Annotated in this window: 29 protein-coding genes; 20 read left to right on the top strand and 9 right to left on the bottom strand. The window is 44.4% G+C overall.

The window, feature by feature from the left end:
* The first annotated feature begins 23 nt into the window (after positions 1–23).
* The 12 genes from Phpb_RS13235 to Phpb_RS13180 all read left to right on the top strand — a co-directional run bounded on the left by Phpb_RS13235 (position 24) and on the right by Phpb_RS13180 (position 7296).
* Positions 24–368: a phage holin, lambda family gene (locus Phpb_RS13235; protein ID WP_065390730.1), complete on the top strand. Its 345-nt coding sequence runs from the start codon at positions 24–26 to the stop codon at positions 366–368.
* The gene (locus tag Phpb_RS13230; RefSeq protein ID WP_065390729.1) at positions 343–747 is read left to right on the top strand and encodes a structural protein; all 405 of its coding nucleotides are present in this window, start codon (positions 343–345) and stop codon (positions 745–747) included. Before Phpb_RS13235 ends, Phpb_RS13230 begins: the two co-directional genes overlap by 26 nt.
* A 9-nt stretch (positions 748–756) precedes the next feature.
* Complete coding sequence (locus Phpb_RS13225; RefSeq protein WP_065390728.1) at positions 757–1206, top strand: lysis protein; 450 nt, start codon at positions 757–759, stop codon at positions 1204–1206.
* An 11-nt stretch (positions 1207–1217) separates the two neighbouring features.
* Positions 1218–1679 carry a phage tail protein gene (locus Phpb_RS13220; RefSeq protein ID WP_065390727.1) on the top strand — a complete coding sequence of 154 codons (462 nt, stop codon included), beginning with the start codon at positions 1218–1220 and terminating at the stop codon, positions 1677–1679.
* Complete coding sequence (locus Phpb_RS13215) at positions 1676–2317, top strand: phage virion morphogenesis protein (RefSeq protein ID WP_065390726.1); 642 nt, start codon at positions 1676–1678, stop codon at positions 2315–2317. The genes Phpb_RS13220 and Phpb_RS13215 overlap by 4 nt, the downstream gene beginning before the upstream one ends.
* Positions 2314–2943, top strand: a complete 630-nt coding sequence (locus tag Phpb_RS13210) for a phage baseplate assembly protein V (RefSeq protein WP_065390725.1) — start codon at positions 2314–2316, stop codon at positions 2941–2943. The genes Phpb_RS13215 and Phpb_RS13210 overlap by 4 nt, the downstream gene beginning before the upstream one ends.
* Entirely contained in the window at positions 2940–3278 is a 339-nt protein-coding gene (locus Phpb_RS13205) for a GPW/gp25 family protein (RefSeq protein WP_065390724.1), read from the top strand. The genes Phpb_RS13210 and Phpb_RS13205 overlap by 4 nt, the downstream gene beginning before the upstream one ends.
* 4 nt (positions 3279–3282) lie before the next feature.
* On the top strand, positions 3283–4191 hold the full coding sequence (locus Phpb_RS13200; RefSeq protein WP_065390723.1) for a baseplate assembly protein: 909 nt from the start codon (positions 3283–3285) through the stop codon (positions 4189–4191).
* On the top strand, positions 4184–4792 hold the full coding sequence (locus tag Phpb_RS13195; RefSeq protein WP_065390722.1) for a phage tail protein I: 609 nt from the start codon (positions 4184–4186) through the stop codon (positions 4790–4792). The genes Phpb_RS13200 and Phpb_RS13195 overlap by 8 nt, the downstream gene beginning before the upstream one ends.
* On the top strand, positions 4789–6405 hold the full coding sequence (locus Phpb_RS13190) for a phage tail-collar fiber domain-containing protein (RefSeq protein WP_065390721.1): 1617 nt from the start codon (positions 4789–4791) through the stop codon (positions 6403–6405). Before Phpb_RS13195 ends, Phpb_RS13190 begins: the two co-directional genes overlap by 4 nt.
* Complete coding sequence (locus Phpb_RS13185; protein WP_065390720.1) at positions 6405–7031, top strand: tail fiber assembly protein; 627 nt, start codon at positions 6405–6407, stop codon at positions 7029–7031. The genes Phpb_RS13190 and Phpb_RS13185 overlap by 1 nt, the downstream gene beginning before the upstream one ends.
* Positions 7032–7095: 64 nt before the next feature.
* Positions 7096–7296: a hypothetical protein gene (locus Phpb_RS13180; protein WP_065390719.1), complete on the top strand. Its 201-nt coding sequence runs from the start codon at positions 7096–7098 to the stop codon at positions 7294–7296.
* Here the strand turns inward: Phpb_RS13180 and Phpb_RS13175 are convergent.
* From Phpb_RS13175 to Phpb_RS13155, 6 genes are all read right to left on the bottom strand, one after another.
* Positions 7276–7710, bottom strand: a complete 435-nt coding sequence (locus tag Phpb_RS13175; RefSeq protein ID WP_065390718.1) for a phage tail protein — start codon at positions 7708–7710, stop codon at positions 7276–7278. The two genes, Phpb_RS13180 and Phpb_RS13175, sit on opposite strands and share 21 nt — an antisense overlap.
* Positions 7711–7714: 4 nt before the next feature.
* Positions 7715–10906: a phage tail tape measure protein gene (locus Phpb_RS13170; RefSeq protein WP_065390717.1), complete on the bottom strand. Its 3192-nt coding sequence runs from the start codon at positions 10904–10906 to the stop codon at positions 7715–7717.
* On the bottom strand, positions 10903–10968 hold the full coding sequence (locus tag Phpb_RS27395; RefSeq protein WP_321208849.1) for a GpE family phage tail protein: 66 nt from the start codon (positions 10966–10968) through the stop codon (positions 10903–10905). The genes Phpb_RS13170 and Phpb_RS27395 overlap by 4 nt, the downstream gene beginning before the upstream one ends.
* Positions 10969–11051: 83 nt before the next feature.
* On the bottom strand, positions 11052–11357 hold the full coding sequence (locus tag Phpb_RS13165) for a phage tail assembly protein (protein WP_065390716.1): 306 nt from the start codon (positions 11355–11357) through the stop codon (positions 11052–11054).
* 65 nt (positions 11358–11422) lie between these two features.
* Positions 11423–11935 (bottom strand): phage major tail tube protein, encoded by a 513-nt coding sequence (locus tag Phpb_RS13160; RefSeq protein ID WP_065390715.1) that lies wholly within the window; start codon positions 11933–11935, stop codon positions 11423–11425.
* 12 nt (positions 11936–11947) lie between these two features.
* Positions 11948–13141, bottom strand: a complete 1194-nt coding sequence (locus tag Phpb_RS13155; RefSeq protein WP_082302578.1) for a phage tail sheath subtilisin-like domain-containing protein — start codon at positions 13139–13141, stop codon at positions 11948–11950.
* Positions 13142–13284: 143 nt separating this feature from the next.
* Between Phpb_RS13155 and Phpb_RS13150 the strand changes: the two genes are divergently transcribed.
* Positions 13285–14436, top strand: a complete 1152-nt coding sequence (locus tag Phpb_RS13150; protein WP_065390713.1) for a phage late control D family protein — start codon at positions 13285–13287, stop codon at positions 14434–14436.
* Positions 14437–14475: 39 nt separating this feature from the next.
* On the top strand, positions 14476–14727 hold the full coding sequence (locus Phpb_RS13145) for an ogr/Delta-like zinc finger family protein (RefSeq protein ID WP_065390712.1): 252 nt from the start codon (positions 14476–14478) through the stop codon (positions 14725–14727).
* Between the two features lie 56 nt (positions 14728–14783).
* Here Phpb_RS13145 and Phpb_RS13140 read toward each other — a convergent pair whose 3' ends face one another.
* The 3 genes from Phpb_RS13140 to Phpb_RS13130 all read right to left on the bottom strand — a co-directional run bounded on the left by Phpb_RS13140 (position 14784) and on the right by Phpb_RS13130 (position 18128).
* Positions 14784–15185 carry a hypothetical protein gene (locus Phpb_RS13140; RefSeq protein WP_065390711.1) on the bottom strand — a complete coding sequence of 134 codons (402 nt, stop codon included), beginning with the start codon at positions 15183–15185 and terminating at the stop codon, positions 14784–14786.
* Between the two features lie 168 nt (positions 15186–15353).
* Entirely contained in the window at positions 15354–16646 is a 1293-nt protein-coding gene (locus tag Phpb_RS13135; protein WP_082302577.1) for a glycosyltransferase, read from the bottom strand.
* Positions 16647–17012: 366 nt separating this feature from the next.
* Entirely contained in the window at positions 17013–18128 is a 1116-nt protein-coding gene (locus Phpb_RS13130; RefSeq protein WP_065390710.1) for a YcbX family protein, read from the bottom strand.
* Positions 18129–18228: 100 nt separating this feature from the next.
* Here Phpb_RS13130 and rlmKL point away from each other — a divergent pair, with 100 nt between their 5' ends.
* The 6 genes from rlmKL (at position 18229) to rmf (ending at position 26251) form a co-directional block, all read left to right on the top strand.
* The gene (rlmKL, locus tag Phpb_RS13125) at positions 18229–20346 is read left to right on the top strand and encodes a bifunctional 23S rRNA (guanine(2069)-N(7))-methyltransferase RlmK/23S rRNA (guanine(2445)-N(2))-methyltransferase RlmL (protein ID WP_065390709.1); all 2118 of its coding nucleotides are present in this window, start codon (positions 18229–18231) and stop codon (positions 20344–20346) included.
* Between the two features lie 5 nt (positions 20347–20351).
* Positions 20352–22265, top strand: a complete 1914-nt coding sequence (locus tag Phpb_RS13120; RefSeq protein WP_065390708.1) for an ABC transporter ATP-binding protein — start codon at positions 20352–20354, stop codon at positions 22263–22265.
* Between the two features lie 84 nt (positions 22266–22349).
* Positions 22350–23597 (top strand): membrane integrity-associated transporter subunit PqiA, encoded by a 1248-nt coding sequence (pqiA, locus tag Phpb_RS13115; RefSeq protein WP_065390707.1) that lies wholly within the window; start codon positions 22350–22352, stop codon positions 23595–23597.
* Positions 23598–23617: 20 nt separating this feature from the next.
* The gene (gene pqiB / locus Phpb_RS13110; protein ID WP_065390706.1) at positions 23618–25267 is read left to right on the top strand and encodes an intermembrane transport protein PqiB; all 1650 of its coding nucleotides are present in this window, start codon (positions 23618–23620) and stop codon (positions 25265–25267) included.
* Positions 25264–25836, top strand: coding sequence for a membrane integrity-associated transporter subunit PqiC (pqiC, locus tag Phpb_RS13105; protein ID WP_082302576.1), 573 nt, complete (start codon positions 25264–25266; stop codon positions 25834–25836). Before pqiB ends, pqiC begins: the two co-directional genes overlap by 4 nt.
* Positions 25837–26083: 247 nt before the next feature.
* On the top strand, positions 26084–26251 hold the full coding sequence (gene rmf / locus Phpb_RS23835) for a ribosome modulation factor (RefSeq protein WP_011146047.1): 168 nt from the start codon (positions 26084–26086) through the stop codon (positions 26249–26251).
* The last annotated feature ends 396 nt before the right edge of the window (positions 26252–26647 follow it).

Genomic DNA, 26647 nt, shown 5'->3' with positions numbered 1-26647 from the left:
GCCTGTGAAGGAAAGGATGATACATGAAAAATCAGCCTGACATCTTGTTTCAATTATGGGAGTGGCTGTTATCAGTTAGAGAGCAAGGTATAGGGGCCGCACTGGCCGCCGCGATGGCATATCTCAGAGGTCGCTATAACGGCGGTAAATTTTGGACAACCATTATGGACGCCATTATGTGCGCCATGATCGCTTGGTTTATCCGCGATGCACTAGATTTTTTCGGTATGAGCACGGATTTGGCTTACATCGGCAGTGTCATTATTGGTTATCTAGGTACCGACTTTTTCGGTCAGTTAATGCGCGGAACGTTAAATAACAAGGCGGGAATAAAGAATGAATATGAGCCGAGGCATCCGAAATCATAACCCTGGCAATATCCGTTGGGGTGATGACTGGCAAGGTCTGGTACCGGGGGGATCACAACATATCGATAAATCGTTCTGTCAGTTTGTTAGCCCTGAATATGGTATTCGGGCAATGATTAAAATTCTGCATAATTACAATCGGAAATATGGAATTAATACAGTCAGCGGCATTATTTCACGATGGGCCCCCCATAATGAAAATAATACCGATGCTTATATTAACCACGTATGTAAAGACACGGAAGTGACTCGCGATCAGGTTGTTGATGTATTTAATAAAGTATTCATGGCAAAGCTGATTAAATCCATTATTACCATGGAAAATGGTAATCAACCTTATAGCGATTCGGTCATTGATAAAGCCTTTTCCCTTTTGTAGGGCGATATTATGAAGTTTAATTCTCATGGTTATACGGTGATTGCGCTGGCGCTTGTCTGTCTTATTGCTTATCACTACCGAAGTCAATATACAGACCAGCTTAATACAAACATTAAGCTACAGAATGCATTGCTAGCGCAACAGAATGAAATTGTTAATCAGCAGGAGAAAATAAAGCGCCTGTCTGAACTGGATAATCAGAATATAAAGGAACTTGCTCGTGCGAAATCTGAAATTGACGTGCTTCGCAACGATGTTGCCGCTGGTCGTCGCCGGTTGCGTATCACGGCCACCTGTCATCAAGGCGAAACCGATTCCTCCGGCAGCGTGGGCCATGCAGTCCCCCCACGACTTAACCCGGCAACTGAGCAAGATTATTTCGATTTCCGAAGAATGATTGTTGAGAATGAGCAACAAATAAAATATTTGCAAGAATATATCAAAACTCAATGTCAATAATGGGGAAAGCGATGCTGAAAACTAAACTGCTACGCGACATTATTTCAGAATATAACCCTTGGTTTGTTCAGAACCCAGATAGGCTTGAAGTCTATGTTGAGAAAGGAAAGTTGCTTGCAACCGGTACTCAATCAAGTTCATTCATGTATCAGTATGACTTGAACGTACTGGCGTTAGATTATCCCGGCTCACTTGACAGTATCAGTATTTCAATATTGATTTGGGCGCGGCAACATCAGCCCGATTTACTGTTTAATCCTGATAGAAGCAATGACGGTATTCAGTTTGACGCCGATATCTTAAGTGACGGTACCGCAGATATTTTATTTGTATTACGAACAACTGAGCGTGTCATTGTTCAAGCAGAAAACGGGCAATTGACAACCCAACATCTCGATGAGCCTCCTTATCCCTCGGCCGGTCCTAGTAAAGATCCTTGGGGGGTATTAATTGACGGGGACGTGCAGCAATGACGGAAAATAATTCACTGTTCGTTACTCTTGATAACGAGTTGAGAAAGTTAATCAGTACCACAAAACCGGCATATCGCCGCCGCCTCGCTAACAAGCTGGCAAAAGCAATCCGCGCCGACCAGCAAAAGCGTATCCGTAGCCAAAAAAATGTGGATGGTACCGCCTATGAGCCACGCCGCCGCCGTGTATTGCGCTCGCAAAAGGGGATTAAATTTTTATACCAAGGGGATGTACGGACACTTAAGAATTGGCGGGCAACGCGGGGGCGGCGGGGGCGTATGATTACCGGCTTTGATGAAGAACGTAACGCGGTGCGCTCATTTTATCGCAGCGGCATAGAGCGTTATCTGGAAATCAATCACAGTGAAGTGAAAAAAACATCAAATCGCCGCGATCCGATGTTCCGGCGATTGAGAACCGCCCGTTTTCTTAAGTCAAGTGCGTCATCAGCTGCCGCTGTTGTCGGCTTTCAGGGCCGAGCCGCAGCAATTGCTCGTCAGCATCAATACGGTTTGGAGGGCAGTATTAACGCTCTTGCGGAGGTGCGTTATCCGCAGCGCCAATTGTTGGGTATTACGCAACATGAGCGGTTACAACTGATTGAATTAATTTACCATGATTTAGTAGGCCAATTATGACATTGCCCGAATTGCACCGGCTATTAACAAATATTATCCGCGCAGGCTTGGTAACAGAAATTGATCTCGTTGGTCATCGTTGCCGGGTGCAAACCGGTGATTTAAAAACGGACTGGTTGCCCTGGCTGACACTGCGTGCAGGTCATTCTCGTACCTGGTGGGCACCCAATGTTGGTGAACAGGTTTTATTGCTGTCTATGGGTGGAGAATTGACCACCGCCTTTGTATTACCGGCTGTTTATTCTGATCAGTTTCCGGCCCCGTCAGTTTCTGCCGACGCTGTTCATATCGCTTTCCCTGATGGGGCAGTAATGGAATATGAACCGGCGTCCAGTGCCTTAAAAGTAACTGGTATTAAAACCGCAACGGTGAATGCGTCTGAATCAGTCAGTGTAACAGCACCAAAAATCACTTGCATCGCGAGCAGTAATATCACGCTTGATACACCAGAAGTCATTTGCACCAATTTACTGACAACAGCCAGCTTTGTAGTGCAAAAAGGCGGGAAAATGGCGGGCAATATTGAACATAGCGGCGGGCAATTCAGCTCAAACGGGGTGATCGTGGATTCACATAAGCACACCGGCGTTAAATCAGGCGGTGATACATCGGGGGGCCCAGCATGAAATTTTTGGGTATGAATAAGCAAACAGGCCGCAGCATGACAGATATTGAACACGTTCGTCAGAGCATCACCGATATTTTACTGACCCCAATTAACGCACGCGTTATGCGCCGAGATTACGGTTCATTGCTGCCCGCACTGATTGATCAGCCCCAGAATCCAGCTCTGCGTCTAAAAATTATGAGTGCGTGCTATATGGCAATCCTGAAATGGGAACCCCGCGTGCGACTCACAACAATTGCATTTCAGCGTACAGAGGTGGGAGAAATGCACGTTGAGATAACAGGCGTTCATATTAATGGTAATGATTTAGCGATAGCTATTCCTGTAAGGTGAAACTATGCCGACTATTGATTTAAGCCAGTTGCCGCCACCGGATGTCGTCGAGCCACTGGATTATGAAAGCCTATTGGCTGAACGTAAAGCCAGGCTGATATCTCTTTATCCCGAAGAGCAACGAGCTGCAATCACTCGTACGCTTGGGTTGGAATCTGAGCCCATTGTGAAATTACTACAAGAGAATGCTTATCGGGAATTATTGCTACGTCAACGCGTGAATGAAGCTGCTCGTGCGGTAATGGTAGCCTATGCGACGGGTAGCGATTTAGATCAGTTGGGCGCAAATAATAATATCACACGCTTAATATTACAGAATGCCGATGACAGTACTATCCCGCCAACGCCCGCTGTCATGGAATCTGATAGAGATTTTCGTGTTCGCATCCCTCAGGCTTTTGAAGGGCTGAGTGTTGCCGGGCCGATAGGGGCTTATGAATATCATGCCCGCAGTGCTGATGGTCGTGTTGCGGATGCATCGGCTATCAGCCCGTCCCCCGCCAATGTCACTGTAACCATTATGTCACGGGAAAATAATGGTGTTGCTTCACAAGATTTACTCAATAAAGTCGCCGCAGCACTGAATGACGAAAATGTCAGGCCGGTAGCTGATCGGGTAAAAATCCAGTCAGCCCAGATAGTGGAATATCAGATTGATGCCGTGCTTTATCTCTATCCGACACCGGAGTCTGAACCGATTCGTATTGCTGCTGAACAACAAATGAAACGCTATACAGAAACGCAGCACCGCCTTGGTCGTGATATTCGCTTATCTGCCATTTATGCCGCTCTACATGTAGAGGGTGTACAACGCGTGGAATTGAAATCACCCACAACTGACGTCGTGTTAGATAAAACTCAGGTGTCATTTTGCATGCACGCAAACTTGAAAGTAGGGGGTTCTGATGAATGACCGCCTGTTACCAACAGGTTCTACGGTTTTAGAGGTGGCCGCAGCTAAAGCATGTGCACAATTACAAGATGTGCCGGTACCACTTCGACAGCTCTGGAATCCTGATACTTGCCCGGTGGAATTATTACCTTATCTGGCGTGGGCGTGGTCCGTTGATCGTTGGGATGAAAACTGGCCGGCAACGACTAAGCGGGAAGTAATAAAAAACTCACTATTTTTGCATAAACATAAGGGAACGGTTGGTGCTATCCGCCGTGTGGTAGAGCCATTGGGCTATTTCATTCAAATAAAGGAATGGTGGCAAACCAATGATGCGCCCGGCACTTTTCGACTTGAAGTCGGCGTTCGTGAGAGCGGGATTACCGCTGAAATATTTTCAGAGCTTGAGCGTTTAATCTCTGATGCTAAACCCGTAAGCCGTCACTTAATTGGTTTAGCTGTTAGTTTAGATATATCGGGTGTCATTCACTGCGCGGCAACAAGCTATATCGGCGATAGTCTGACAGTTTACCCCTATTTGCCAGAACTGATTGAAACAAAAGGTACCGCTCATGCGGGATCAGCGGTTCATTTGATTGATACGATGAGGATTTTATCATGAAATACTTTGCCATTTTAACTAAGTTGGGCGCGGCAAAGCTGGCAAATGCTGCCGCACTGGGTACCAAGATTAGTATTACTCATATGGCGGTGGGTGACGGTGGCGGCAAATTACCGGAGCCTGACGCCAATCAGACAAAATTAGTTAATGAAAAGCGTCGCGCTGCAATTAATACATTAAGTGTTGACCCGGTGAACACCAACCAAATTATTGCTGAACAAATTATTCCCGAAAATGAGGGGGGATGGTGGCTGCGTGAAATTGGCTTATTTGATAGCGAGGATAGCTTAATTGCAGTAGCAAATTGTCCAGAAACCTACAAGCCACAATTACAAGAAGGTTCAGGCAGAACACAAACGGTGAGAATGATTCTAATTGTTAACAACACTGAATCAGTCACGTTAAAAGTTGATCCGTCTGTTGTACTGGCAACACGTGAGTATGTCGATAAAAACACGATTGAAGTGAAAGCTTACTGTGATAATGCGTTTAAAGCCCATCTCGCGGCTAGTGATCCGCATCCGCAATATTTATTAAAAAAAGATTTATCGCCTTTGCCTGATGCCTCATTGACTCAGAAAGGAGTTGTACTACTGAGTAGTGCAACAAATAGCGTAAGTGAAACCCTGGCTGCTACACCAAAAGCCGTAAAAGCAGCTTATGATCTTGCGGCAAGTAAGCTTACAAGCGTGCCCGACGCCTCATTAACCCAAAAAGGAATCACCCAACTCACAGACAAAACAGGTAACAGTAATACCCTTGCAGCTACTCAGAAGTTAGTTACTGATATAAATGATAACGCCAACACTAAACTGGCAAAAAATCAAAACGGTGCCGACATCCCTAACAAAAGTGAGTTTGTGAAAAACCTCGGTTTGGCGGAGACTGTGGAGAGGGCGAATAATGCGGTACCGAACAGCCGGAAAATTAATGGCAAGGCGTTGACCGGGGATGTCAGTTTGAATGCGGGGGATGTGGGGGCGTTTCCCGGTCTCACTGATTTTGACGACCTGCCCGACAATAATTATGTCGGTACGTTCGAAGCTGGATTGAAAACCCAATGGGCAAAAGGAATTAACATCGGCTTAAAAAAAGGCGACATCGGACAAATATATGTAGATAAAGACGGAAATCTTTATTCATATTTTCTAAAGGCAAGCTCAAAAGCGCGGCTTGGCGGAGTAGTCAATACTCACCCAGTTGGCTCTCCTATTCCGTACCCCCACCGTTATACGCCGCCCGGCTACTTAACGTGCAACGGTCAAACATTTGACAAATCTGTATATCCGCAACTAGCACAAGCTTATCCTGACGGCAAAGTGCCCGACTTAAGAGGCGAGTTTATCCGAGGTTGGGACGATAGTCGCGGAGTAGATCCGGGTAGAGTGTGTGGGAGTTGGCAGGCTGATAGCACAAAAAGAATACAGCTTGCAGAAGGTAACGCAGATAGCCGTTATATGTCACTAAATCAAGGGCCAGTGAACGGATATTGGTACCCACTTGGCAGGGATATGAAGGGTGGCGCAACTGATACATCAATTGCTAACAATACAGGCGGCAACGAAACCCGTCCCCGTAACATAGCATTTAACTACATAGTGAGAGCAATATAATGACAGAACAGAAATACTCTTTAGAACATGAAACGGCAATTTTGGGTAAAGATGGTTTAGCGACTCAGGCGGGTTGGATAAAGGTTTATCACTCGAATCAGATAACACGAGAATTCACAAACTCTGATATTGAATATGTGATGCTTGGAGTTAGTTTATCGGCCGGTGCTTATCCCGATGCGCCTGAGTTACCGAAGTCTGATGACGAAGCGGTCTGTCGTAGCATTGACGGTAAATGTTGGGAAATCCTCCCAGACTATCGCGGAAAGATAGCTTACGACACGTTAACACGGGAACCGATTGAGATAACGGAAATCGGTGAGCTACCGGAAACCCTGACCTTCAAAAAACCACCGACCGATTTCGATGTATGGAACGGCAAAGATTGGGTAGTTGATAAAGACTTACTCAAAGCTCATCAAATCAACGAAGCAAAACAGAAACAAGCAACACTGTTACAGCAAGCAAATTACACAATCTCACTGTTGCAAGATTCTGTTGACTTAGAGATGGCTACAGATGAAACAAGAGCATCTCTGCTCGAATGGAGAAAATACAGAGTACTACTCACTCATACAGATGTGAACCAAGCACCCAATGTTGAGTGGCCGCCAGTGCCGAAGTGAAATAAAAACAGGGCCGTGAGGCCCTTGTTCGTGTTCATTCGTGTTCAAGATATGGAGATGAGAGATGTCAATGCGTCGTTTTTTTATTGCTGCAAGCAGTATTATGAATATCATGCCAGCAACAAATTACAGAAAGCTTATATCATCGAAAAGTGATAAAGAGAAAATCAGCAATGATGTTGCTGCGATATCCCAAGATACTATTAACGTTTTAAATAAAAATACAATCAACAAGCGTACTAAATTATTTAACAATATTAAGTAGGTCATCAGCAGTAATATTGCTTAAGCCCTCTCGAATATCTTCACTGACTTTTTTCAGTGATAAAGTAAATTCAATTTTTCGGGCTTTACCATCTGAAAAAAATTCAGTGCGGGTTTCATTTAGGCTCTCAATCACAAACATGCCATAGATCATGCCTGTGCCCTCGATTAGCGGCCATGCCCTGCCCGCGTACGCCAGCGTTCTCAGGGCTTCAAGAGAAATATCGCCCCCTGTAACTTCTGGATAAAGTACTCCGTCTAACGTAATACTGTCTTCACCGGCCCCGATATATTGCCACTTCGCGGATTTCCCAACCCGATCATTTTTCACATGCCGCCAGGCCATTTCGCGACTGAGCGACTGATAGGGCGTGGTATTCAACATAAAAACAAACATGCCATAAATCATCATCATAAAATTAATCTCCATCAGTTAAACGGGAACGGCGGCGAGTGTTAGTTTCTCGCATCAGTTCACTTATCTTTTCTTTTACTAAGTCACCCAGCGCTTTGCTGTCGCGCATATCAATACCGTAGAAATTAAGCTCAAAAGTGTAATTGTCACTTGCTCTTTGCCGTTCACTATTTCTGTTTCCGTTCAGATCAATCGGTACCGGAATGCCGGCAAATGCCGGTTGAGGTTCAGGCAGCACGGCACTGGCAAGCCCCATCGCAGAATCTTTGAGTCGAGATAACAATGACGCACGCGGTACATTTAGTTGTGGTTCACGATACGCGCCGTCAATCGCCGTCACTGCGGGGTGGTTCTTAAAGACAATCTCACCCAGTTTATTAGCATCAGCGAGTGACGCTGTACCGGTATTTGGCAATGATGTATTTGCGGCTCCTCCACTTGAATTTTTACTATTCTTTTTATCCCCTTTAGGAGTATAAACTTGTGTACCATATGCAGGTATGTTGCTATCACCTGTCGAAGTGTCCTGCTTAAGTTTTTTCTTTTCCGCAGCACTGGCGGCAGCTTTGACTTTATTAATAATGCCTTTTGTTTTATCTCCCAGTGCCGGGAGAATGCCGTTGGCCCAACCCGGCACGACGAGTTGTTTGACTTTTTCACCCATTTCATCCAGTTTCTTAGATGTGCTATCTGAGACCTTGACGGGTTTGTTGTTCATTGCATCGGCAGCTTCGGCTGCGGCTTTTGTTGCATCGGGAATGGCACCCAATTTTTCAAGTATAAAACCGAGGCCCTTTGCTACCGCGGTGATGGGTAACATGAGGGCGCTGATTGCAGCACCCACAATTTCACCGAACGTTTTACCGGCTTCTGTGCAGGCTTTGAGATTTTCGGATGTAGTATTGACAGGCTCAAATAGTTTCGTGAACCAGTCCCACACCTTTTTAACAGCACTGGCAATGCCATCAAAAATAAAAGCGAGGGGCTTAAATGCTTCTTTAATAGGCGCTAATCCCTTCATCAGCCCTTCAAAAAAACCGCTAAAAAACGCTTTAATGGGTTCCCAATATTTCCAGATCAATATCGCAGCGCCGACAATAGCAACAACTAGTAGACCAAGTGGACTGAGTAACAGCGAAAACCCGCTCATCAGTGCCCTAATTGCCACTGTTCCGCCGCTCCGCAATGCGCCGAACGCCGAAGAAACCGAGCTCTTTAACCCGCTAAACAGCATAGACATCGTTGCTACTGGCTGTGTGAACGCCATCGCAACCCCACGTCCTGCCGCCGCCGCTCCGCCAGATAATGTTTTAAACCCATTTGCCCCGCTTGTTGCGAGTTGACTGCCAAGGCGACTTAGCGCCGCACTGCTATTTTTGAAAATAGGCCCCCAACCTTTAACGCTTCTGCTTACGCCGCCCAGTGACGGTAATAGTCCCTTCAAGCCGCCCGTTAATCTGCCGACTGACGGAATTAACTTGCCAATCCCGCCCCCGCCAGTCAGCATAAACAGACTGAGTTTCATTGCAGCTAAGGGCACGATAACGGCAGCGGCCGCTAGCGCAAGCGCCCCTAGCGCACCGACAAGCGTCACGATAACCAGCGTGCCAACCATCAGTGCATAAGTTAATTTGGGATTGGCTTTCATCCAGTCATCAACACGAGCAATAACCTTTGTCAGTCCTTGCGTTAGTTTTCGGAACGGAGAGTCAACACTCTCCTCCATTTGTATCACTAAATCTTCCCACGCTGATTTTAGTTGCTTGAGATCGCCTTTTAGGTTATCGATTTTGACTTTTGCAACTTTTTCGGCTTCACCCTTCGAATTTTTGTTGGCTTTTTTCTGTTCGTCATATTTACCGTTTTGGGTACCTTCTAGCACAGCGCCCATGCCGACCATTGCTTCTTCACCGAAGATGTCTTTTTTGATACGGATCTGGCTGGCCTGATCATATTTGCGAAGTTTTTGCGCCACTTCTTTTAGGATATCGCCCATATCCCTCAGCTTACCATTTGCTCCGCTGACCTTAATCCCCATCGCCTTCATGGCATCCGCGCCCGCGCCAACTGGCGCAACAAGGCGCGATAATCCCCCTCTCAAAGCAGTTCCCGCCATCGAGCCGCGCATGCCATTTGCGGCCATCATTGCCGCCATCGCCGCCATACTTTCTAGACTAACACCTAGGTCGGCAGCCACTGGCCCGGCATAGGTCATCGCTTCGCCAAGTTGCCGTAAATCAGTATTGCTACGGGTAAAAGTCGCAGTCAGAACGTCAGACACCCGGTCCATCTGATCGGCGTTGAGTTTGAACTGGGTCAGCACGTTTGAGCCAATATCAGCCGCTTCACCCAGATCAACATCCCCGGCTAATGCCATGTTTAGTACGCCCGGTAATGCTGCTTTAATAGATTCCGGGGTAAAACCCGCCATCGCCAAAAATTTCTGACCCGCCGCGGCATCCGTTGCCGTAAATGCCGTGCTGGCCCCCAGCGCTCTGGCTTGTTCTCTGAGCATTTTTAGGCGAGGATCATTTTTATCGAGACGTGTCAGCGCTTGAACGCCCGACATGCCCTCATCGAAATCCAGACCGGGTGCCATGATGCGAGATGACGCATACAAAAAGCCCGCGCTGCCCGCGGTTGCAGCGGCCCCCGCCGTGGCAAGCTTCCCGCGCATCTCTTTGGCTTTGCTATAGCTACTCTGAGCGCGTGTAACGGCATTTAGCCGCCGTTGTTGCTCGGCTAATTGTTGATTGTAAATTTCAGTGCGACGGGTAATTTGAGCGGTAACATTATCACTCTGACGAATAGAAATATTATGCCTATCCATCTGTTCACCCACGGCCTGCAATTTCTGCTTTTCTTTAGCCAAGGTGCGGCCATAGCGATCCCGTTCCTGTCTTGCTGCAAGCAGGATTTTACGCTGTTCTTCGGTCTGCTCCCTGAATTTCGGAAATTGCGCTACCAGCTCTTTAACTTTGGCTTTTTCCTTGTCGTAAGCCTCTGTGTTTTTTTTAATAGCATCGCTTAAGCGGTCAAACGTTTTTGCCTGACTGGCTAAGTTTTTAATGTCGCCTGATGTGGATTTGATTTGAGACGCCAGCGCTGCCGCCGCACGACTTGCGGCAGCAACAGGGACAGAAAGTTTATTAGCGGCGCTCAGTGATACCCGAATATTCAGATTACGATCTGTCATGAATCACTTCCATTGCGTGCCGCCGCCCGCTCATGCCATTTCAGCAATTCAGGCACGGTCATAACGTCATATTCAGACGGGGCCCAGTGAAAAACCGTCGCGATATCCGCGATAATTTCGTCGGTTTCGACAAGCGGACAGGGAATTATTTTTCGTCCCGTGTTTGGGTCGTATCGACTTCCGAGCTCGGCGCTAAAAAATCAGCAACACCGCTCGCCAGTTGTGTAAAGTCCTGAATACCCATGCTATTAATCTCTGCTTCTGTCAAACGCGGCTGTGTCACACGGGGTAACAGGGTAATAAGCGAGTTCACATCACTGGTCATCACGTCGTACAGTTTTAACCCACGTAGGGCACCCACTTGCTTCATCGTGTCAGTGATTGTGACCTCTGTAATTTTTTCCCCGTTGTGACGCTCCAAGGGCTCTGAAAGAGTAATGGTTTTTGACATGGTTAAATCTCCTGCAATTGGCCAATTGGCGTAATTACCGCCATTAAATTAAAGTAGGGTTGTGATTAATGGCCGATATTGGCCCGGTGTTGTTCAAGTAAATCTTTGCCGTCCACTTTCCAAACCAGGTTCAACATATCGACTTCGAATACTTCACTGTTATCAATCGTGACTTTGCAATACGTGTTTTTCAGCGTGTATTTATGTTGCGTGTTGTCACCCGCTTTTGCCGAACCCCAGTCAAGCTCTGTAAAGCGCCCCCGCGTCTGAATTTCACACGCGATAGTTTGCGCGGTTGCATCATCATAATAAGAACCCGCAAAGCGCAATTGCAGACTGTCAAGTGTGCCGCCCCATGTTTTCAATAATGCTGCTTCAATGCCACCCATCGTCACATCCATATCAAGGGCCCCGCCATCCATGCCGACGAGCACAGCAACTGATCCCGGCATCCCGGCTCCTTGATAGTCTTCGGTTTTCAATGAGAGTTTGGGCGTGGTGACTTCTTCAACTTGCCCTAGATAAGTTTGACCGTTGATATACGTATCAAACATGAATAACTTTTTTGGCATACCCATTGTGTGATCCTCTTAACCCAACTGATTAAAGACAGCAAAATATTCATCCGTGAAAGTTTGCGTAAGTTGCAGATTTTCTAATGGCGGTACCGGCGTGTATTTATAACGAATATGCGCTTTACCATCTCTCAGGTTTTCTTTCGGATTGTCTGCCGGGTCATACCAGCATTCAAAACCCAACAACTTCCCCTCGGTCACTAGTTGAACCCCTTTTCTGTTGATGCCATCGATCACATCTTTGATGAGAGAGGGTGTTAGCGTTTTATCAATATAAGAGAAATGGGCTTCGGCAATCATATCTGCCAGTATTTGCGCGGTGCGGGTATAGACTTCAAAAAAATAAGTTTCACTGTCGCAAGTGCGATTACCCCAGAAGCGAAAACCATCTCTTTTAATCAACGTGGTCACGCCCTTGGAGTTGAGATCGTTAGCATCGGTATCTGCGCCTTGTAGTGTCCACCAAATGTCCGCAGAAATACCAAGCACCCCATTAACGGCAACGTTTGATAATGACTTATGCCAGCCTTGATCCGCATCAATACGCGCCCGCAGCCCCAAAGCAAACGCCGTAGCCGGAATGGTTTCATTTTTCCCTGACTGGCTGTTGTAAGTAATGAAATCGGGATAAATCACCATCAGTTCACGCTGATTGAAGTTTTCGCGGTACTTCTTCACGTCAGCAAGCGTCTTATTGCCATTTGCGCCGATATATGCAAATGCCCGCAACTTCTCAGCAAATATCGCTAGTTGAGCCGCGACGGGCTGCGTATCAAGTCCGGGGGCTGCTAGAATCCGCGGATGTTCACCCACGTTAGATTCGGCTGTTAGCAGAGCATATAAACCTGTGTAACGTCCATCAGCCCCAACACCACCAATAACAAGCTGATCTTGTGTTTTGGCATCTTCGCCTGACTTTTGTTTCGCTGCGTCAGCAACACGAATAACAATCACTTTCGGGCTGCACTGATCAGAAATGGCTTTCAATGTGGTGTATAACGTCCCGGTTTTTCCGGCTTTACCAATCACACTGTTAATACGCGTTACTAAAGTTGGCGTGTCTAGCGGAAACAGGGCTGGATCGGCGTCATCCGCAGTGCAAACGACACCGATGATAGATGTATCAATATCCCGGATTAGCGTACTGAGTTTTGTTGTTTCTGTAACAGATACGCCGTGGTGAAAAGCGGCCATGATTTTTACTCTCATGATTGAACATGTTGCTATAGTGATAGCTCGGCAACAGAAAATCATGTTGTGCTGCGTGTCGTGGAACCGCGACAACGCCCGCCAATTGTCTACGCGCACGCGTGCGGCAATGATGAACTGAAATAAATCGGACTGGGTGGGTAATGAGTTTTCTTGATAATTTAATGGCGAGTGAATACGTCAAGCAACCGGCTTTTGATCTGATGATTGGCGGTCAGCAAATCACCACGCTGAATGACCGACTGATTTCACTCTCATTGACTGATAATCGGGGTTTTGAGGCGGATACGCTTGAATTGGTCATTGACGACTCAGACGGTAAAATCGCATTACCACCAAGGGGTGTTGAGATTTCTGTTGCGATTGGCTGGCAAGGAGAGCCATTGATACATAAGGGCTTTTTCACAGTCGATGAAATTAGTCACAGTGGCCCACCTGACCAGTTAACTATAACCGCCAGGTCCGCCGACTTTAGACAAGAATTCAATGTCAAACGCGAATATAGCTGGCACGATATCACCGTTGCAAAAGTCGTCAGTGCCATTGCCGGTCGATACAATTTAAAGCCCGGCGTTAGTCGCCAGTTAATGAATATTGAAATTGATCACGCCGACCAGACCAATGAAAGCGATATTAGTTTTTTGAGCCGCATGGCTGAAATGCTCGGTGCTATTGCAACAATCAAAAACGGCATGTTGCTGTTTATTATTCCCGGCCAAGGTGTTTCGCGTAGCGGTAAGCCATTGCCGATTATCACTATCAAGCGTGAATCTGGCGATAAGCATAATTTTAGCCTGGCTGACAGAGACGCTTATACCGGCGTTAAAGCGTATTGGTTAGATTTGAGCTTTGGTAAAAAACCGGCAACAACGATGAAGCGTAAGAGTCAACCTGACCAATCCACAAAAACCAAGGCAACAGCATCAAATAAATCAAGTAAAAAAGAGGGCGATTATTTGGAAGGTGCGGAGGGAAATGTGTATGTGATGCGCCAAACCTTTAAGACAGAACGTATAGCCCGCCGTGCTGCCGCGGCGAAATGGGCCGCTTTGCAACGAGGAGCCGCCGAATTTAGCATTACTCTCGCAAGAGGCCGCCCGGATCTTTATCCCGATCTGTATGCTCAGGTGATGGGCTTTAAAACTGTCATTGATTCATCAGGGTGGGTAATCACGAGGGTGGTGCATAATATTGGTGACAGTGGCTATACAACTTCACTGGAACTTGAATTAAAAATTAAGAACACAGAAATGAGCGCGGGTGACGAAAATAGCAAAAATAATAACAAGTCATGATATGCTTATATTAAGCAAACCCCTGATTAGAGGTATATCATGGCGTTTATATGTCCCCGCTGCAATGCTGTAGCAAAAACCCGCACAAGTGAAATGATGAGTGAAGAAACTCGTCGTAGTTATCATCAATGTCAAAACCTCCTTTGTGGCTGTACGTTTACAACGATTACAACAGTCGAACGCTATCTCTGTACACCCAATCAACAAGAATTGCCACCCAATTTTAAATTACCAAAGATGGCATTTCCGGCCAGTCATTACGGTGATGAGCAAATAGGGTTTGGATTCTGATTGAAAACGAATAAGCCCGAGACAGAAAACTGGGCTTATTCTTAGACTGACAAAGATTATCGATTCATGTGACCGTGAGTGTGAGATAAAATGATAAGATCAACATTATCATCTGTTGCTTTGCCAACGTCATCACATGATGAACGTGGATTTTCAAAAACATAGCCAATATAGTTATGTCTGTTCAGTACACGAATCTCTTTTGTATTTTTCAAGTATGAATTTTTGACACCCAGCCAGATTGGGCCACATACGCCCATCTTAATTACTGACTTATAAATGTCGCTTGTTACCTGACCTTCATCCATCGTTAGTGTAATGACATCTCCGCTATCACTGATTGATAGTGGTTGCCATGACCGCATTGATTTTTGTAAAACTGAGTAATTGGTTGATTGTGCAAAAACGCTGAATGATGTCAGTACAAGTAAAAATAGCGTGCAGATATATTTTTTCATTAAATCTATCCTCTATTTGTAGTAGAAACCCATACGATAAAACGGGTTTCCGTGAACTTTTTATCTTACCTGAATTTGGATATTAAAAGCCCCGAAAATCAGGGCTATTTCTCGACATGTGGTCAATATCGGGACACAAAATAAATATAATCATTTTAATTCAATAGGTTAAGTTAAAAATAAATGAATTAATTGTTCTATGTGACGGGATATTGCTGCTAATGCATCATGTCTTGCGTAATCTTTTTGGACAATTTGCGCACGTTGTTTAAACAAGTCTGTACTCAGCATATTTTCCACTGTTTGTTTAAGTTGAGATTCAGTGGGGTGTGCTGTATCCAGATTAGTACCGCATCCAGCCCATACAACACGAAAAGCCGCTTCCTGCTTGCCTTCTCCTGCATCTGCAATGAGTAACGGAGTCCCGTGGCTGAGAGCATAATTGATGGTTCCATAACCTCCGTTGGATATTAGCAGTGAAGCTTTTGGCAGCCAGTGCTCAAATGAAATAAATTCTTCAATACGCACGTTTTCGGGTAGATCTTTACTCAGTGTCTCTACCGATCTGCCACCGGTGGTTGCCAATATACGTATCGGTAATGTAGCCAGTGCACGCAATGTGGGGAGAATCAACTGATTTAAATCGGTATTGGAGATAGTACCTTGAGTAACTATAACCAATGGACGTGGATCATCTTCTTCCCATAATTGAGGTGATGTTGTTGTCGGTGCTGGATTGGGGAGGGGGCCAATAAAATGGACTGTATCAGGCAATCCTTCTCGTGGGTATTCAAATGCCAGAGTTGATAGTTGCAAAAAGCGATCAGCACTGAGAATTACTTCATCGTTGAAAGGTCTGGTTAACGCAGAGCTTCCTGACTGAACTAATGCGTCATTGAAGCTATCCTGTACTTCGGCTATGAGTTGCTGGTTGGTTTCATCCACGAGTTGTTCATGGGTCAATTCTGGCGGTAATACCGCGGGTGGGATACGTGGCCCCCAGAAAATTGAATCTTTCGAAGAGTAAGCCAAAGGTGTTATGCCAATGACTATCATTGGAATACGATGGGTTTTTTCTTCTTGCAGCAGGGGTAATATGCCATAAAAGCAGTTCTCGGCTATAAGCAGATCTGCTTGTTGTTCACGGATAATTTGCCGTAATTGGCGGTCAAGAACTGGGATTGGAGCTGAGAAGAAATTTTTGAATGCCAGTGCCATTTGCACATTTCCCGGAGGAAGTTGAGCACGGTCAGGGAAATGCTGTTCTAAATGACGATAGTCAAAGTCTATCTGTTCATCAAAAGGGACAAATTGTGCGCTTAAAGCTTCCACCTGTTGGCGAAATAACGCACCGGTAAATACGGTTACCTGATGTCCTTGTGCGATTAGTGATTGAGCGACCTTTAACATTGGATAGACGTGTCCAGGGGTTGCGACCGCTGCAATGACAATACGTGCCATGACTTACTCCTTTGGTGTGTTGTCTGGGTTACTTAAGCTCCTGATTTAGAGTGTAATCATTTTATGACGGTAGTTATAAATTCATTATGGTAATAATTAATTCATTATTGTTATAATCAATTTGTTATTACCATAACTATGGTGACTAATTTCTTTATGAAATTTATTGATTTTTCTTCCCTTTTAGGCAGTGTTATTGCCAAAAGGGGAGGACGGATAGAGGAATTGGAGTTTAGTTTGAATAGGGAGAAATACATAGCTCGTAATAATCAGGGTTATTACTGAGAGTTACAACAGAATTAATGAAATCTCCGGGAAATCAACGTGCCAATTTATGGCACGTTAGTTTAACTCTAATTTAAAGATCTATTCTTTGTTATTATTAAGAATAAGGTTGCTTTTTGGAATACAACAGCAAGCTAGAATATGTCCATCGTTTTTAATCGCTGTGGCTTTTAAAGGAGAAACTTCTCCCTTAACTAAAGAAATCTTACAGCATCCACATATTCCCGCTCGACATGAGTAGGGTACTTTAATTCCTTGTTGTTCCAGTTGTTCTAAAATAATTTGTTGATTATTACCTGTAAAGGTTTTTCCATTATATTCAATAGTGACAGATTGCTCATTTATTTTTGGTAAATCAATATCTTCAGCTTTTTCGCCACTGCCATATTTACGTGGATTTTTTTTAGCTAATATAGTGACATTATCTCCGATTCTAATAATACCACTCGAATGGGCAGTGAGATTCTGACCAAAATCGACATCACCATTTTCTGCTGTACGGAATGATTGCAATGTCGCTAATGGCTCTCCGTTGGGATTTTTAATACCTTTATTAATACTGACGGTTGTCAGAATACAGCGGCTACAGGGTTTGGGTAAATCAAAAATAACATCGCCAATCTGAATTGATTGCCAATTGTCTTCTGCAAATGCTTCCGCACCGGTAATAACAATATTTGGGCGAAATTGCTCTAATTTAATACTGGCCGGACAACGCTGTTGTAATAAGTGAAATGAAGCTTCATTAATGAGTAGAAATGGATAACCATCAGCAAATGATAATGGAATTTCAGGGTGTTTTTTTACCCTGCGGCTTAATTCATGGCTTAACCAGCGTAATTGCACTGGAATATCAAAGAAACGACTTAACCATTGATTAATTGTTTCTGGTGCAATTAGAGCCGTAAAATGGTTGCCCCATACTTCCGTGGGCTGCTGTTCAGGTAGGAAATCACTGTAAAGTACGGTGGCATTTTCTCCGTTGGGCGCACGCAGATAAATGCCGTTATTTAACATAGCTGGAGTAAATAACAACATTTGCGGATATTTACGGGCGGTAATAAAAGTCCCGTCTGTTGTTGTGACCATAAAATTGCGATCAAATATAAGGCCGCTTTCACTGACTAATGCATGGGAAAGTTGCAAACCACGCATAGACTTTACCGGGTGGGTATACAGGCGAGACAGAGTGATCATCCGTTAATCTCCATGAAACATTTTTTACACACGCAACTTTATGACATGTCACCTGGATTAGCTATAATGCGTAACAATTTTCTTTTTGGTGATATGTAACATGAACTCTCTGTTTGCCAGCACGGCGCGTGGATTAGAAGAATTATTGAAGAACGAACTGGAAATGCTGGGGGCGCAATCATGCAAAATTGTGCAAGGCGGAGTTCATTTTCAAGGTGATGACAGAGTGATGTATAAAAGCCTGATGTGGAGCAGGCTGGCATCACGTATTTTGCTACCGCTAAACGAATTTAATGTCTATAGCGATTTAGATCTCTATCTTGGCGTTCAGTCTATTGATTGGAGCCGGATTGTCTCTATAGACAGTACTTTCTCTGTGCATTTCAGTGGCACAAATGAAGAGATACGGAATACGCAATATGGCGCACTCAAGGTTAAAGACGCCATTGTCGATAGCTTTATTCGTAAGTTAGATCAACGCCCCAATGTGGCAAAGCAACAGCCGGACATTCGCATTAATGTTTTTTTGAATAAAGAGAGAGCCAGTGTTGCATTGGATTTGAGTGGCGATGGTTTGCATATCCGAGGTTATCGCGATCTTGCTGGTCAGGCTCCGCTGAAAGAAAATCTGGCTGCGGCGATTATTCTACGTTCAGGCTGGCAGATTGGTACTCCGATGGTCGATCCTATGTGTGGTTCCGGCACATTATTGATTGAAGCAGCAATGATGGCGGCTGATCGTGCTCCTGGTCTGCATCGTAACCACTGGGGCTTTATTGCCTGGTTGCAACATGATGAAGAAATTTGGCGTGAAGTGACCACAGAAGCGCAGATCCGCTTTCGTAAAGGTCTTCAGGAGACAGTTTCCCGTTTTGTTGGTTCTGATATTGATCGCAGAGTGTTGGATATGGCTCGGTCAAATGCTCGTAGAGCCGGGGTTGCACAGTTAATAACTTTCCAGCAAGGTGATGCCAGTCGTCTGGAAAATCCGTTACCAGAAGGCCCAACTGGAACAGTGTTAAGTAATCCACCTTATGGCGAGCGATTGGAAAGTGAACCTGCATTGGTTGCACTACACAGTTTATTTGGGCGGATAATGAAAAGCCGTTTCCCTGGCTGGCGTTTGTCTCTATTCAGTGCATCGCCTGAGTTGTTAAGCTGCTTGCAATTACGGGCTGAACGTGAGTTTAAAGCTAAAAATGGTCCATTGGATTGCGTACAGAAAAATTATCAGTTGTCAGATAAACCACACTCATCAGAGATGAATGTGGCGGAAGATTATGCCAACCGCCTGCGTAAAAATGAAAAGAAATTAACTCATTGGGCGAAACAGCAAGGGATTGATTGTTACCGTCTGTATGATGCTGATTTGCCAGAATACAATGTGGCTGTTGACCGTTATGCGGATAAAGTAGTGATCCAGGAATATGCTCCACCGAAAAGCGTTGATACCAATAAAGCGCGTCAGCGTTTATTCGATGCTATCAGTGCAACGATGCAAGTTCTTGGGCTTTCATCAAATCAATTAGTACTTAAAACTCGTCAGCGTCAGAAAGGTAAAAGCCAGTATGAAAGAATGGCAGAAAAACGGGAATTCTTTTTGGTAAATGAGTATGACGCAAAATTTTGGGTTAATTTAACTGACTATTTGGATACTGGCTTGTTCCTTGATCATCGTATTGCCCGGAAAATGCTAGGTGAAATGAGTGAAGGAAAAGATTTTCTGAACCTGTTTGCTTATACCGGATCTGCGACAGTACATGCTGGGCTAGGCGGCGCACGTTCAACAACGACGGTTGATATGTCTCGCACTTACCTTGAATGGGCTGAACGGAACCTACAGGCTAATGGATTAACAGGGCGTCAGCATCGGTTGATTCAGGCAGATTGTCTCGCTTGGTTAGCTCGGGCCGGTGAACAGTTTGATTTGATTTTTATTGATCCGCCGACGTTCTCCAATTCTAAACGAATGGAAGATGCATTTGATGTACAACGTGACCATATCATGTTGATGAGACAGCTTAAGCGCTTGTTGCGTCGTGGGGGAACGCTGATGTTCTCCAATAATAAACGAGGTTTTAAAATGGATTTTGCGGAGCTGGAAAAAGTTGGCTTGGTGGCGGAAGAGATCACCAGTAAAACCCAGTCGCAGGATTTTGCCCGTAACCGTCAGATTCACAACTGCTGGTTATTACGCCATGCTGGTGAGGAAAAATAATTACTATGTCGTTGATCAATTTATCTGGTGCGTGGTTGTCGTTCAGTGATGCGCCATTACTTGATAATGCAGAATTGCATATAGAAGAAAATGAAAGAGTTTGTCTGGTTGGTCGTAACGGTGCTGGAAAGTCGACTTTGTTACGGGTATTAGCAAAAGAGCAGCCGTTGGATGATGGTCAGGTTATTTACGAACAGGATCTGGTTGTTTCCCGTTTACAACAGGACCCTCCCCGTGATGTGGAGGGGACGGTTTTTGATTTTGTTGCCGAAGGTGTTCAGGAGCAGGCCGAATATATTAAATCTTTTCATCAGGTTTCCCGTTTGGTGGAGCAAGAACCGAATCAGAAAAACCTCAACCGCTTGGCGGAATTGCAGGAGGTGCTGGATATTCGTGGGCTATGGTCACTGGACAGCCGTATTAATGACGTATTGAAACAGCTCTCTTTACCTGCGGAGGCAAAGCTCTCTTCACTTTCAGGTGGTTGGTTGCGTAAGGCGGCATTAGGGAGGGCGTTGGTCAGTTCACCAAAAGTCTTACTGCTTGATGAACCCACTAACCACCTGGATATTGATACGATTGAATGGCTAGAAAACTTCCTGAAAGATTTTCAGGGTAGTCTTGTTTTCATTTCCCATGACCGTTCATTTATTCGCAATATGGCAACCCGCATTGTCGATTTAGATCGCGGTAAGTTAGTGTCGTGGCCGGGTAATTACGATAAGTTTCTTGAAGGCAAAGAAGATGCGTTGCGCGTGGAAGAGATGCAGAACGCTGAATTTGATCGTAAGTTGGCTCAGGAAGAAGTGTGGATTCGTCAGGGGATTAAAGCACGTCGTACTCGTAATGAAGGACGTGTCAGAGCATTGAAAGCATTACGTGTTGAACGTTCCCAACGCCGTGAAGTAATGGGAACCGCTAAAATACAGATGGAAGAAGCGAGTCGTTCCGGCAAAATTGTCTTTGAGCTGGAAAATGTTAACTATCAAATTGGTGAAAAGAAACTGGTCAATAATTTCAGTGCGCAAATTCAGCGTGGGGATAAAATTGCACTGGTGGGGCCAAATGGTTGTGGCAAAACAACTTTACTGAAACTGATGCTAGGTGAGCTGCAATCTAATGGCGGTCGTGTTCATTGTGGTACTAAACTAGAAGTTGCTTATTTTGATCAGCATCGGATAGCTCTTGATCCGGAAAGAACTGTAATGGATAACTTGGCTGAAGGTAAACAGGAAGTGATGGTGAATGGTCGTCCTCGTCATGTTCTGGGTTATTTGCAGGACTTTCTGTTTCATCCGAAGCGGGCAATGACACCGGTTAAAGCGCTTTCTGGGGGTGAAAGGAACCGGTTGTTACTGGCGCGTCTGTTCCTAAAACCCAGTAATTTGTTGGTGCTTGATGAGCCAACCAACGATCTGGATGTGGAAACATTAGAGTTGCTGGAGGAGCTGGTAGACAATTATACAGGTACTGTATTGCTGGTCAGTCATGATCGTCAATTTGTTGATAACTCCGTGACTGAATGTTGGATTTTCGAAGGTAATGGTGTGATCAATAATTATGTTGGCGGTTATTACGATGCTCAACAACAGCGTGAACAAACTATATCGTTGCGCCGACAAAATGAGAAAAAACTGCCAACGGAAGTCAAAGTAGAAAAGGTTAAAGAATCGCCAAAAAGTTCTCGTAACAAAATGAGCCACCATTTGTTTCGAGAGTTAGAGCAATTACCATCATTGCTGGAGAAATTGGAAGAAGAGCTTGATCAGTTACAATCTCAAGTGAGTGATCCTGAATTTTTTAATCAGCCTCATGTAGTAACCCAAAAAATACTGACTGAGCTGTCTGAAAAAGAGCAAGCATTAGAAGCTGCTTTTGATCGCTGGCATGAATTAGAAACATTGAAAAACAGTCGATAATTAACATAATTAGCAGAATCATGCTGCGGAATTTTTCTGAGTATGATTCTGTGGATTTCCCAATTTCCTTACAGGAGAAAAACCTTGTGTTCCAGTAACCATCATCATGAAATGGTATTGTGCCCTCAATGTGATTTGCTGGCGACATTGCCAGAAGGAGGGCAGGGAACGAAGGCGGTTTGTCCTCGTTGTAAGACGACATTAGTCACATGGTGGAAAGAACCTAAACATCAGCCAACAGGTTATGCCGTCAGCGCATTATTTATGCTGTTAATGGCCTGCCTGTTTCCGTTTGTTAGCATGAGTGTGGCGGGAATTGGCAGTGAAATTACCTTATCTCAAATCCCTCAGGTGATGTTTAATGAAAATTACGTCAGTGTGGGAACATTCTTTTTACTCTGTGTTCAATTGGTGCCTGCGTTTTGTATGGTAGCGATTATTCTCTTATGCCAGGGTGTTGTTATTTCTCAGAAGATAAAAATCTGGTTGGCCAGGGTTTTATTTCAGATGAAAAGCTGGTGTATGGTTGAAATCTTTCTGGCAGGGGTATTAGTCAGCTTTGTTAAATTAATGGCTTATGGTGATATTGGGTTAGGTTTAAGTTTTTTGCCATATTGCCTGTTCTGCCTTCTCCAGGTGAGAGCATTTCAATGTTTGGATCGCCACTGGTTATGGAATCAGATAGCGCTCGCACCTAAGGTGAATATATCGTTACAGGCAGGAAAAGCGGGGTTAGTGCAGGGGGTTCGATTATGTCAGTGCTGTACAGCTATTTTACCGGCAGACCAGTTAGTCTGTTCACGTTGTCATACTCGTGGACATGCCCGCCGTCGTAACAGTCTGCAATGGACAATGGCGCTGATAGTGACGGCTTTAATGCTTTATATTCCTGCTAATGTCATGCCGATGATGGTGACTGAATCATTAGGTAATCAGAGTGATTCCACTATTATGGCTGGCGTGATACTACTGTGGAGCGTAGGTTCATATCCGGTGGCTTTAGTCATTTTTATTGCCAGTATTATGGTGCCATCACTGAAAATGCTGGCAATTGGCTGGTTATGTTGGGATGCCAAAGGGCGCGGTAAACGAGATTCCGCCCGAATGCATTTTATTTATGAAGTTGTTGAATTTGTTGGCCGTTGGTCAATGATTGATGTATTTGTTATCGCAATATTGTCATCATTGGTGCGTATGGGGAAATTGATGAGTGTCTACCCCGCAATGGGGGCAGTTATTTTTGCTTCAGTTGTGATCCTGACCATGTTTGCGGCAATAACATTTGATCCGCGCTTAATTTGGGATAGAACCAACGTTAAACATTCGTTATAAGGCAATGAAGGAGTGTCAAGGTGACGGATAAAGTTGAAGACCAGAGTCAGGCTAAAATCGATAAAATTAAAAGTTGGTCACCAATCTGGATTGTACCGATTGTCACTGTGCTTATTGGTGCCTGGATACTGTTTTACCATTTCAGCCACCAAGGGCCGGAAGTAACGTTGATTACTTCTAACGCGGAAGGCATTGAAGCCGGAAAAACTAAAATTAAAAGCCGTAGTGTGGATGTCGGCGTGGTTGAGAAGGTCATGCTGAGTGATAATCTTAGTCAAGTTATTATTAAGGCCCGGCTGAATGATGGCATGGAAAATCTATTACATAGTGATAGTGCTTTTTGGGTCGTGAAACCACAGATTGGTCGTGATGGAATATCTGGCCTTGGTACTCTTCTGTCCGGGGCTTTTATTGAACTTCAGCCAGGAACGAATGGTGATGAAGAAGATAAATTTAATTTGTTGGACTCACCACCATTAGCTTCACCTGATGCAAAAGGTATCCGTGTTATCCTAATTAGTGATAAAGCAGGTCAGCTTAATCCGGGCGATCCGGTGTTGTTTCGTGGTTATCGGGTTGGTTCTGTTGAAACCAACGAGTTTGAACCGCAATCGCATTTGATGAGATATCAGCTATTTATTAATGCGCCTTATGATGGTTTGCTGACAACCAATGTCCGTTTTTGGAAAGAGAGTGGTATTACCTTTGATATGTCTTCTCAAGGGGTGCGTGTTGAAATGGCTTCTTTATCAACGCTGTTTGGTGGTGGCGTCAGCTTTGATGTACCTAAGGGTTGGGAATTGGGTGAGCCAATTAAAGAAAAAGCCACTTACAAACTTTTTGATAACCAAAGAAGCATTCAAGATTCTTTATATACCGAACATAAAGATTATCTGTTGCTCTTCTCTGATTCTGTTCGAGGATTACAACCGGGCGCGCCGGTGGAGTTCCGTGGTATCCGAATGGGAACTGTGGCGAAAGTACCGTTCTACTCTGAGGGAATGAGACAGCGACTGGATAATGATTTTCGTATTCCAGTACTTATCTCCATTGAGCCGGAGCGATTTGAGAAGGAGTTGGGGGAAGGGTTTGATGTTGAGAAAGAGCTGAATAGCATAACCAAACGCGGTCTGCGAGCCTCTCTCAAATCAGGTAATTTGTTAACGGGGGCGCTGTTTATTGATTTGGATTTTTATCCGAATGAAAAAGGGTGGGTTGGCCCGTATGAAATTGCAGGCTATCCGCTATTACCAACAATCAGTGGCGGCCTTGCTCAAATTCAACATAAGGTTATTGCCGCGTTAGACAAAATTAATAATATGCCGGTTGAGCCAATGTTTAATCAGGCTATTCGTACTTTAGAAGAGAGTCAGAAAGCAATCAGAAAAGCACAGCAGACTCTTGATGAATTGAATAAAGTGCTGGCAAATCCTGAAACCAAAGATCTGCCGAAAGATATACAGAAAACATTGCAGGAGTTTAATCGCAGTATGCAAGGCTTCCAGCCTGGTTCACCGGCTTATAACAAGATGTTGGATAATATGCAGCGATTAGATCAAGTGTTGAGTGAACTGCGGCCTGTGCTGAGAACGCTGAATAATAAGAGCAATGCATTAGTTTTTGAGGCTAAGCCAATTGAAGATCCAGAACCAAAAAAGGCTAAAAAATGATGAGAAGAGTGGCATTAATTTTAGTGATTTTTATTTCTGCTTGTAGCCGTCAGCCGGAAAAAACTTATTATCAATTGCCGGTAGTCACAATAGCATCACAAAAGAGTGCTATTGTGCAGCATGATCGCCAATTATGGGTACAACGGGTTATGTTGTCTGATTACCTGTCATCCTCCGGTGTGGTATATCAAAGTAGCGATGTTAGTTATATCAGTGCGGCGAATCATTTGTGGGCAAGTCCACTTGAACAGCAGTTACAGCAAGTGTTGGTAGCGGAATTAACCATAGCTTTGCCACAGCGTTTAGTGTCTGCCCAACCAGTGGTTAATAAGCCAGATACTTTGGATGTAACAGTAACCAGTTTTCATGGTCGTTATGATGGTAAGGTGATTTTGCAAGGTTACTGGACATTAACTTGTCAGGGGAGTGAGGCGAGTGTCATTAAGCAGCCCTTTAATATAGAGCTAAAACAGGAAGAAGATGGTTATGATGATTTAGTTCGCACATTGGCAAAAGGATGGAGTCAGTTGGCGCAAGCTATTGCCAGTCAGTTAATTCCCCAATCGTAACTCTCCGCCATTCTCCGGGTGTAAAACCCTTACGCTCGGAGAAAATTGGTATTATCAGCAGGATAAAAATTTCTCTTTATTATTAATATCTTATTCATTTTTTCTGTACTGATATAACAAATATTACATTAATATGAATTTCTTGACTTGATTTTCAAAATTTATAGGGGTATTTCTAAATTGTGGTTGGATAAATGATGACCACTGTTTTCTTTCTACTGATCTAGCTTATGAGGTAAATAAAAGCATGAAGAGACAGAAACGAGATCGTTTAGCACGTGCGTTATCGAGAGGGTACCATGCAGGTATTTTGGGGCGCCCAAGGGAGCATTGTCCCTATTATTCATTAGATGCCCGTTCTCACTGGTTAGGAGGATGGCGTCAGGCTATGGAAGACAGGGCGATGATGGCTTAGTCTGCCAAACTGATGTATCGGTTAGGTAAGAAAAAACCACCATTTCTTAATCAACGTGTATATATCCCAAATTTAATCTGACAGTGACTGATTGCTTATACAGATATCTGTCAGATTGAATCCTTGTTTAACCTAATTTAAGACATCATACGACGGATATGCTGATGCACTGAGTGTGGTAAATAGGGTACGTATAGCAATTAATGTGAATAATGTGCTGGCTTCTTATTTCTTTGTATTGTTCTTTTTGGGATTCCGTTTGCGAAATTTGATGAGATATCATTCATGGCCGCCAGCTCATACATCCTATTTAACCTCCAATATGGCTGATATTGCGGCCATCAAGTAATTTATCTACTAATGCGAAGGATAATTGCAGTAAGCAGGGTTTGATAA

It is taken from the genome of Photorhabdus namnaonensis, assembly GCF_001684335.1.
Lineage (GTDB): Bacteria > Pseudomonadota > Gammaproteobacteria > Enterobacterales > Enterobacteriaceae > Photorhabdus > Photorhabdus namnaonensis.
Note: the sequence above shows the minus strand (reverse complement) of the source record. Positions and strands in the feature narration are given on the sequence as shown.

What these genes read in the sequence shown, in the direction of transcription:
- Phpb_RS13230 (WP_065390729.1), top strand. Translation starts at nt 343, where the DNA reads ATGAGCCGAGGCATCCGAAATCATAACCCTGGCAATATCCGTTGGGGT.
- Phpb_RS13170 (WP_065390717.1), bottom strand. Translation starts at nt 10,906, where the DNA reads ATGACAGATCGTAATCTGAATATTCGGGTATCACTGAGCGCCGCTAAT.
- Phpb_RS13155 (WP_082302578.1), bottom strand. Translation starts at nt 13,141, where the DNA reads ATGAGAGTAAAAATCATGGCCGCTTTTCACCACGGCGTATCTGTTACA.
- Phpb_RS13120 (WP_065390708.1), top strand. Translation starts at nt 20,352, where the DNA reads ATGTCGTTGATCAATTTATCTGGTGCGTGGTTGTCGTTCAGTGATGCG.
- Phpb_RS13165 (WP_065390716.1), bottom strand. Translation starts at nt 11,357, where the DNA reads ATGTCAAAAACCATTACTCTTTCAGAGCCCTTGGAGCGTCACAACGGG.
- Phpb_RS13175 (WP_065390718.1), bottom strand. Translation starts at nt 7,710, where the DNA reads ATGATGATGATTTATGGCATGTTTGTTTTTATGTTGAATACCACGCCC.
- Phpb_RS13205 (WP_065390724.1), top strand. Translation starts at nt 2,940, where the DNA reads ATGAAATTTTTGGGTATGAATAAGCAAACAGGCCGCAGCATGACAGAT.
- Phpb_RS13200 (WP_065390723.1), top strand. Translation starts at nt 3,283, where the DNA reads ATGCCGACTATTGATTTAAGCCAGTTGCCGCCACCGGATGTCGTCGAG.
- rlmKL (WP_065390709.1), top strand. Translation starts at nt 18,229, where the DNA reads ATGAACTCTCTGTTTGCCAGCACGGCGCGTGGATTAGAAGAATTATTG.
- Phpb_RS13210 (WP_065390725.1), top strand. Translation starts at nt 2,314, where the DNA reads ATGACATTGCCCGAATTGCACCGGCTATTAACAAATATTATCCGCGCA.
- rmf (WP_011146047.1), top strand. Translation starts at nt 26,084, where the DNA reads ATGAAGAGACAGAAACGAGATCGTTTAGCACGTGCGTTATCGAGAGGG.
- Phpb_RS13195 (WP_065390722.1), top strand. Translation starts at nt 4,184, where the DNA reads ATGAATGACCGCCTGTTACCAACAGGTTCTACGGTTTTAGAGGTGGCC.
- Phpb_RS13225 (WP_065390728.1), top strand. Translation starts at nt 757, where the DNA reads ATGAAGTTTAATTCTCATGGTTATACGGTGATTGCGCTGGCGCTTGTC.
- Phpb_RS13135 (WP_082302577.1), bottom strand. Translation starts at nt 16,646, where the DNA reads ATGGCACGTATTGTCATTGCAGCGGTCGCAACCCCTGGACACGTCTAT.
- Phpb_RS13180 (WP_065390719.1), top strand. Translation starts at nt 7,096, where the DNA reads ATGTCAATGCGTCGTTTTTTTATTGCTGCAAGCAGTATTATGAATATC.
- Phpb_RS13185 (WP_065390720.1), top strand. Translation starts at nt 6,405, where the DNA reads ATGACAGAACAGAAATACTCTTTAGAACATGAAACGGCAATTTTGGGT.
- Phpb_RS13235 (WP_065390730.1), top strand. Translation starts at nt 24, where the DNA reads ATGAAAAATCAGCCTGACATCTTGTTTCAATTATGGGAGTGGCTGTTA.
- Phpb_RS13145 (WP_065390712.1), top strand. Translation starts at nt 14,476, where the DNA reads ATGGCGTTTATATGTCCCCGCTGCAATGCTGTAGCAAAAACCCGCACA.
- Phpb_RS13215 (WP_065390726.1), top strand. Translation starts at nt 1,676, where the DNA reads ATGACGGAAAATAATTCACTGTTCGTTACTCTTGATAACGAGTTGAGA.
- Phpb_RS13140 (WP_065390711.1), bottom strand. Translation starts at nt 15,185, where the DNA reads ATGAAAAAATATATCTGCACGCTATTTTTACTTGTACTGACATCATTC.
- Phpb_RS13190 (WP_065390721.1), top strand. Translation starts at nt 4,789, where the DNA reads ATGAAATACTTTGCCATTTTAACTAAGTTGGGCGCGGCAAAGCTGGCA.
- Phpb_RS13160 (WP_065390715.1), bottom strand. Translation starts at nt 11,935, where the DNA reads ATGGGTATGCCAAAAAAGTTATTCATGTTTGATACGTATATCAACGGT.
- Phpb_RS13150 (WP_065390713.1), top strand. Translation starts at nt 13,285, where the DNA reads ATGAGTTTTCTTGATAATTTAATGGCGAGTGAATACGTCAAGCAACCG.
- Phpb_RS13220 (WP_065390727.1), top strand. Translation starts at nt 1,218, where the DNA reads ATGCTGAAAACTAAACTGCTACGCGACATTATTTCAGAATATAACCCT.
- pqiC (WP_082302576.1), top strand. Translation starts at nt 25,264, where the DNA reads ATGATGAGAAGAGTGGCATTAATTTTAGTGATTTTTATTTCTGCTTGT.
- Phpb_RS13130 (WP_065390710.1), bottom strand. Translation starts at nt 18,128, where the DNA reads ATGATCACTCTGTCTCGCCTGTATACCCACCCGGTAAAGTCTATGCGT.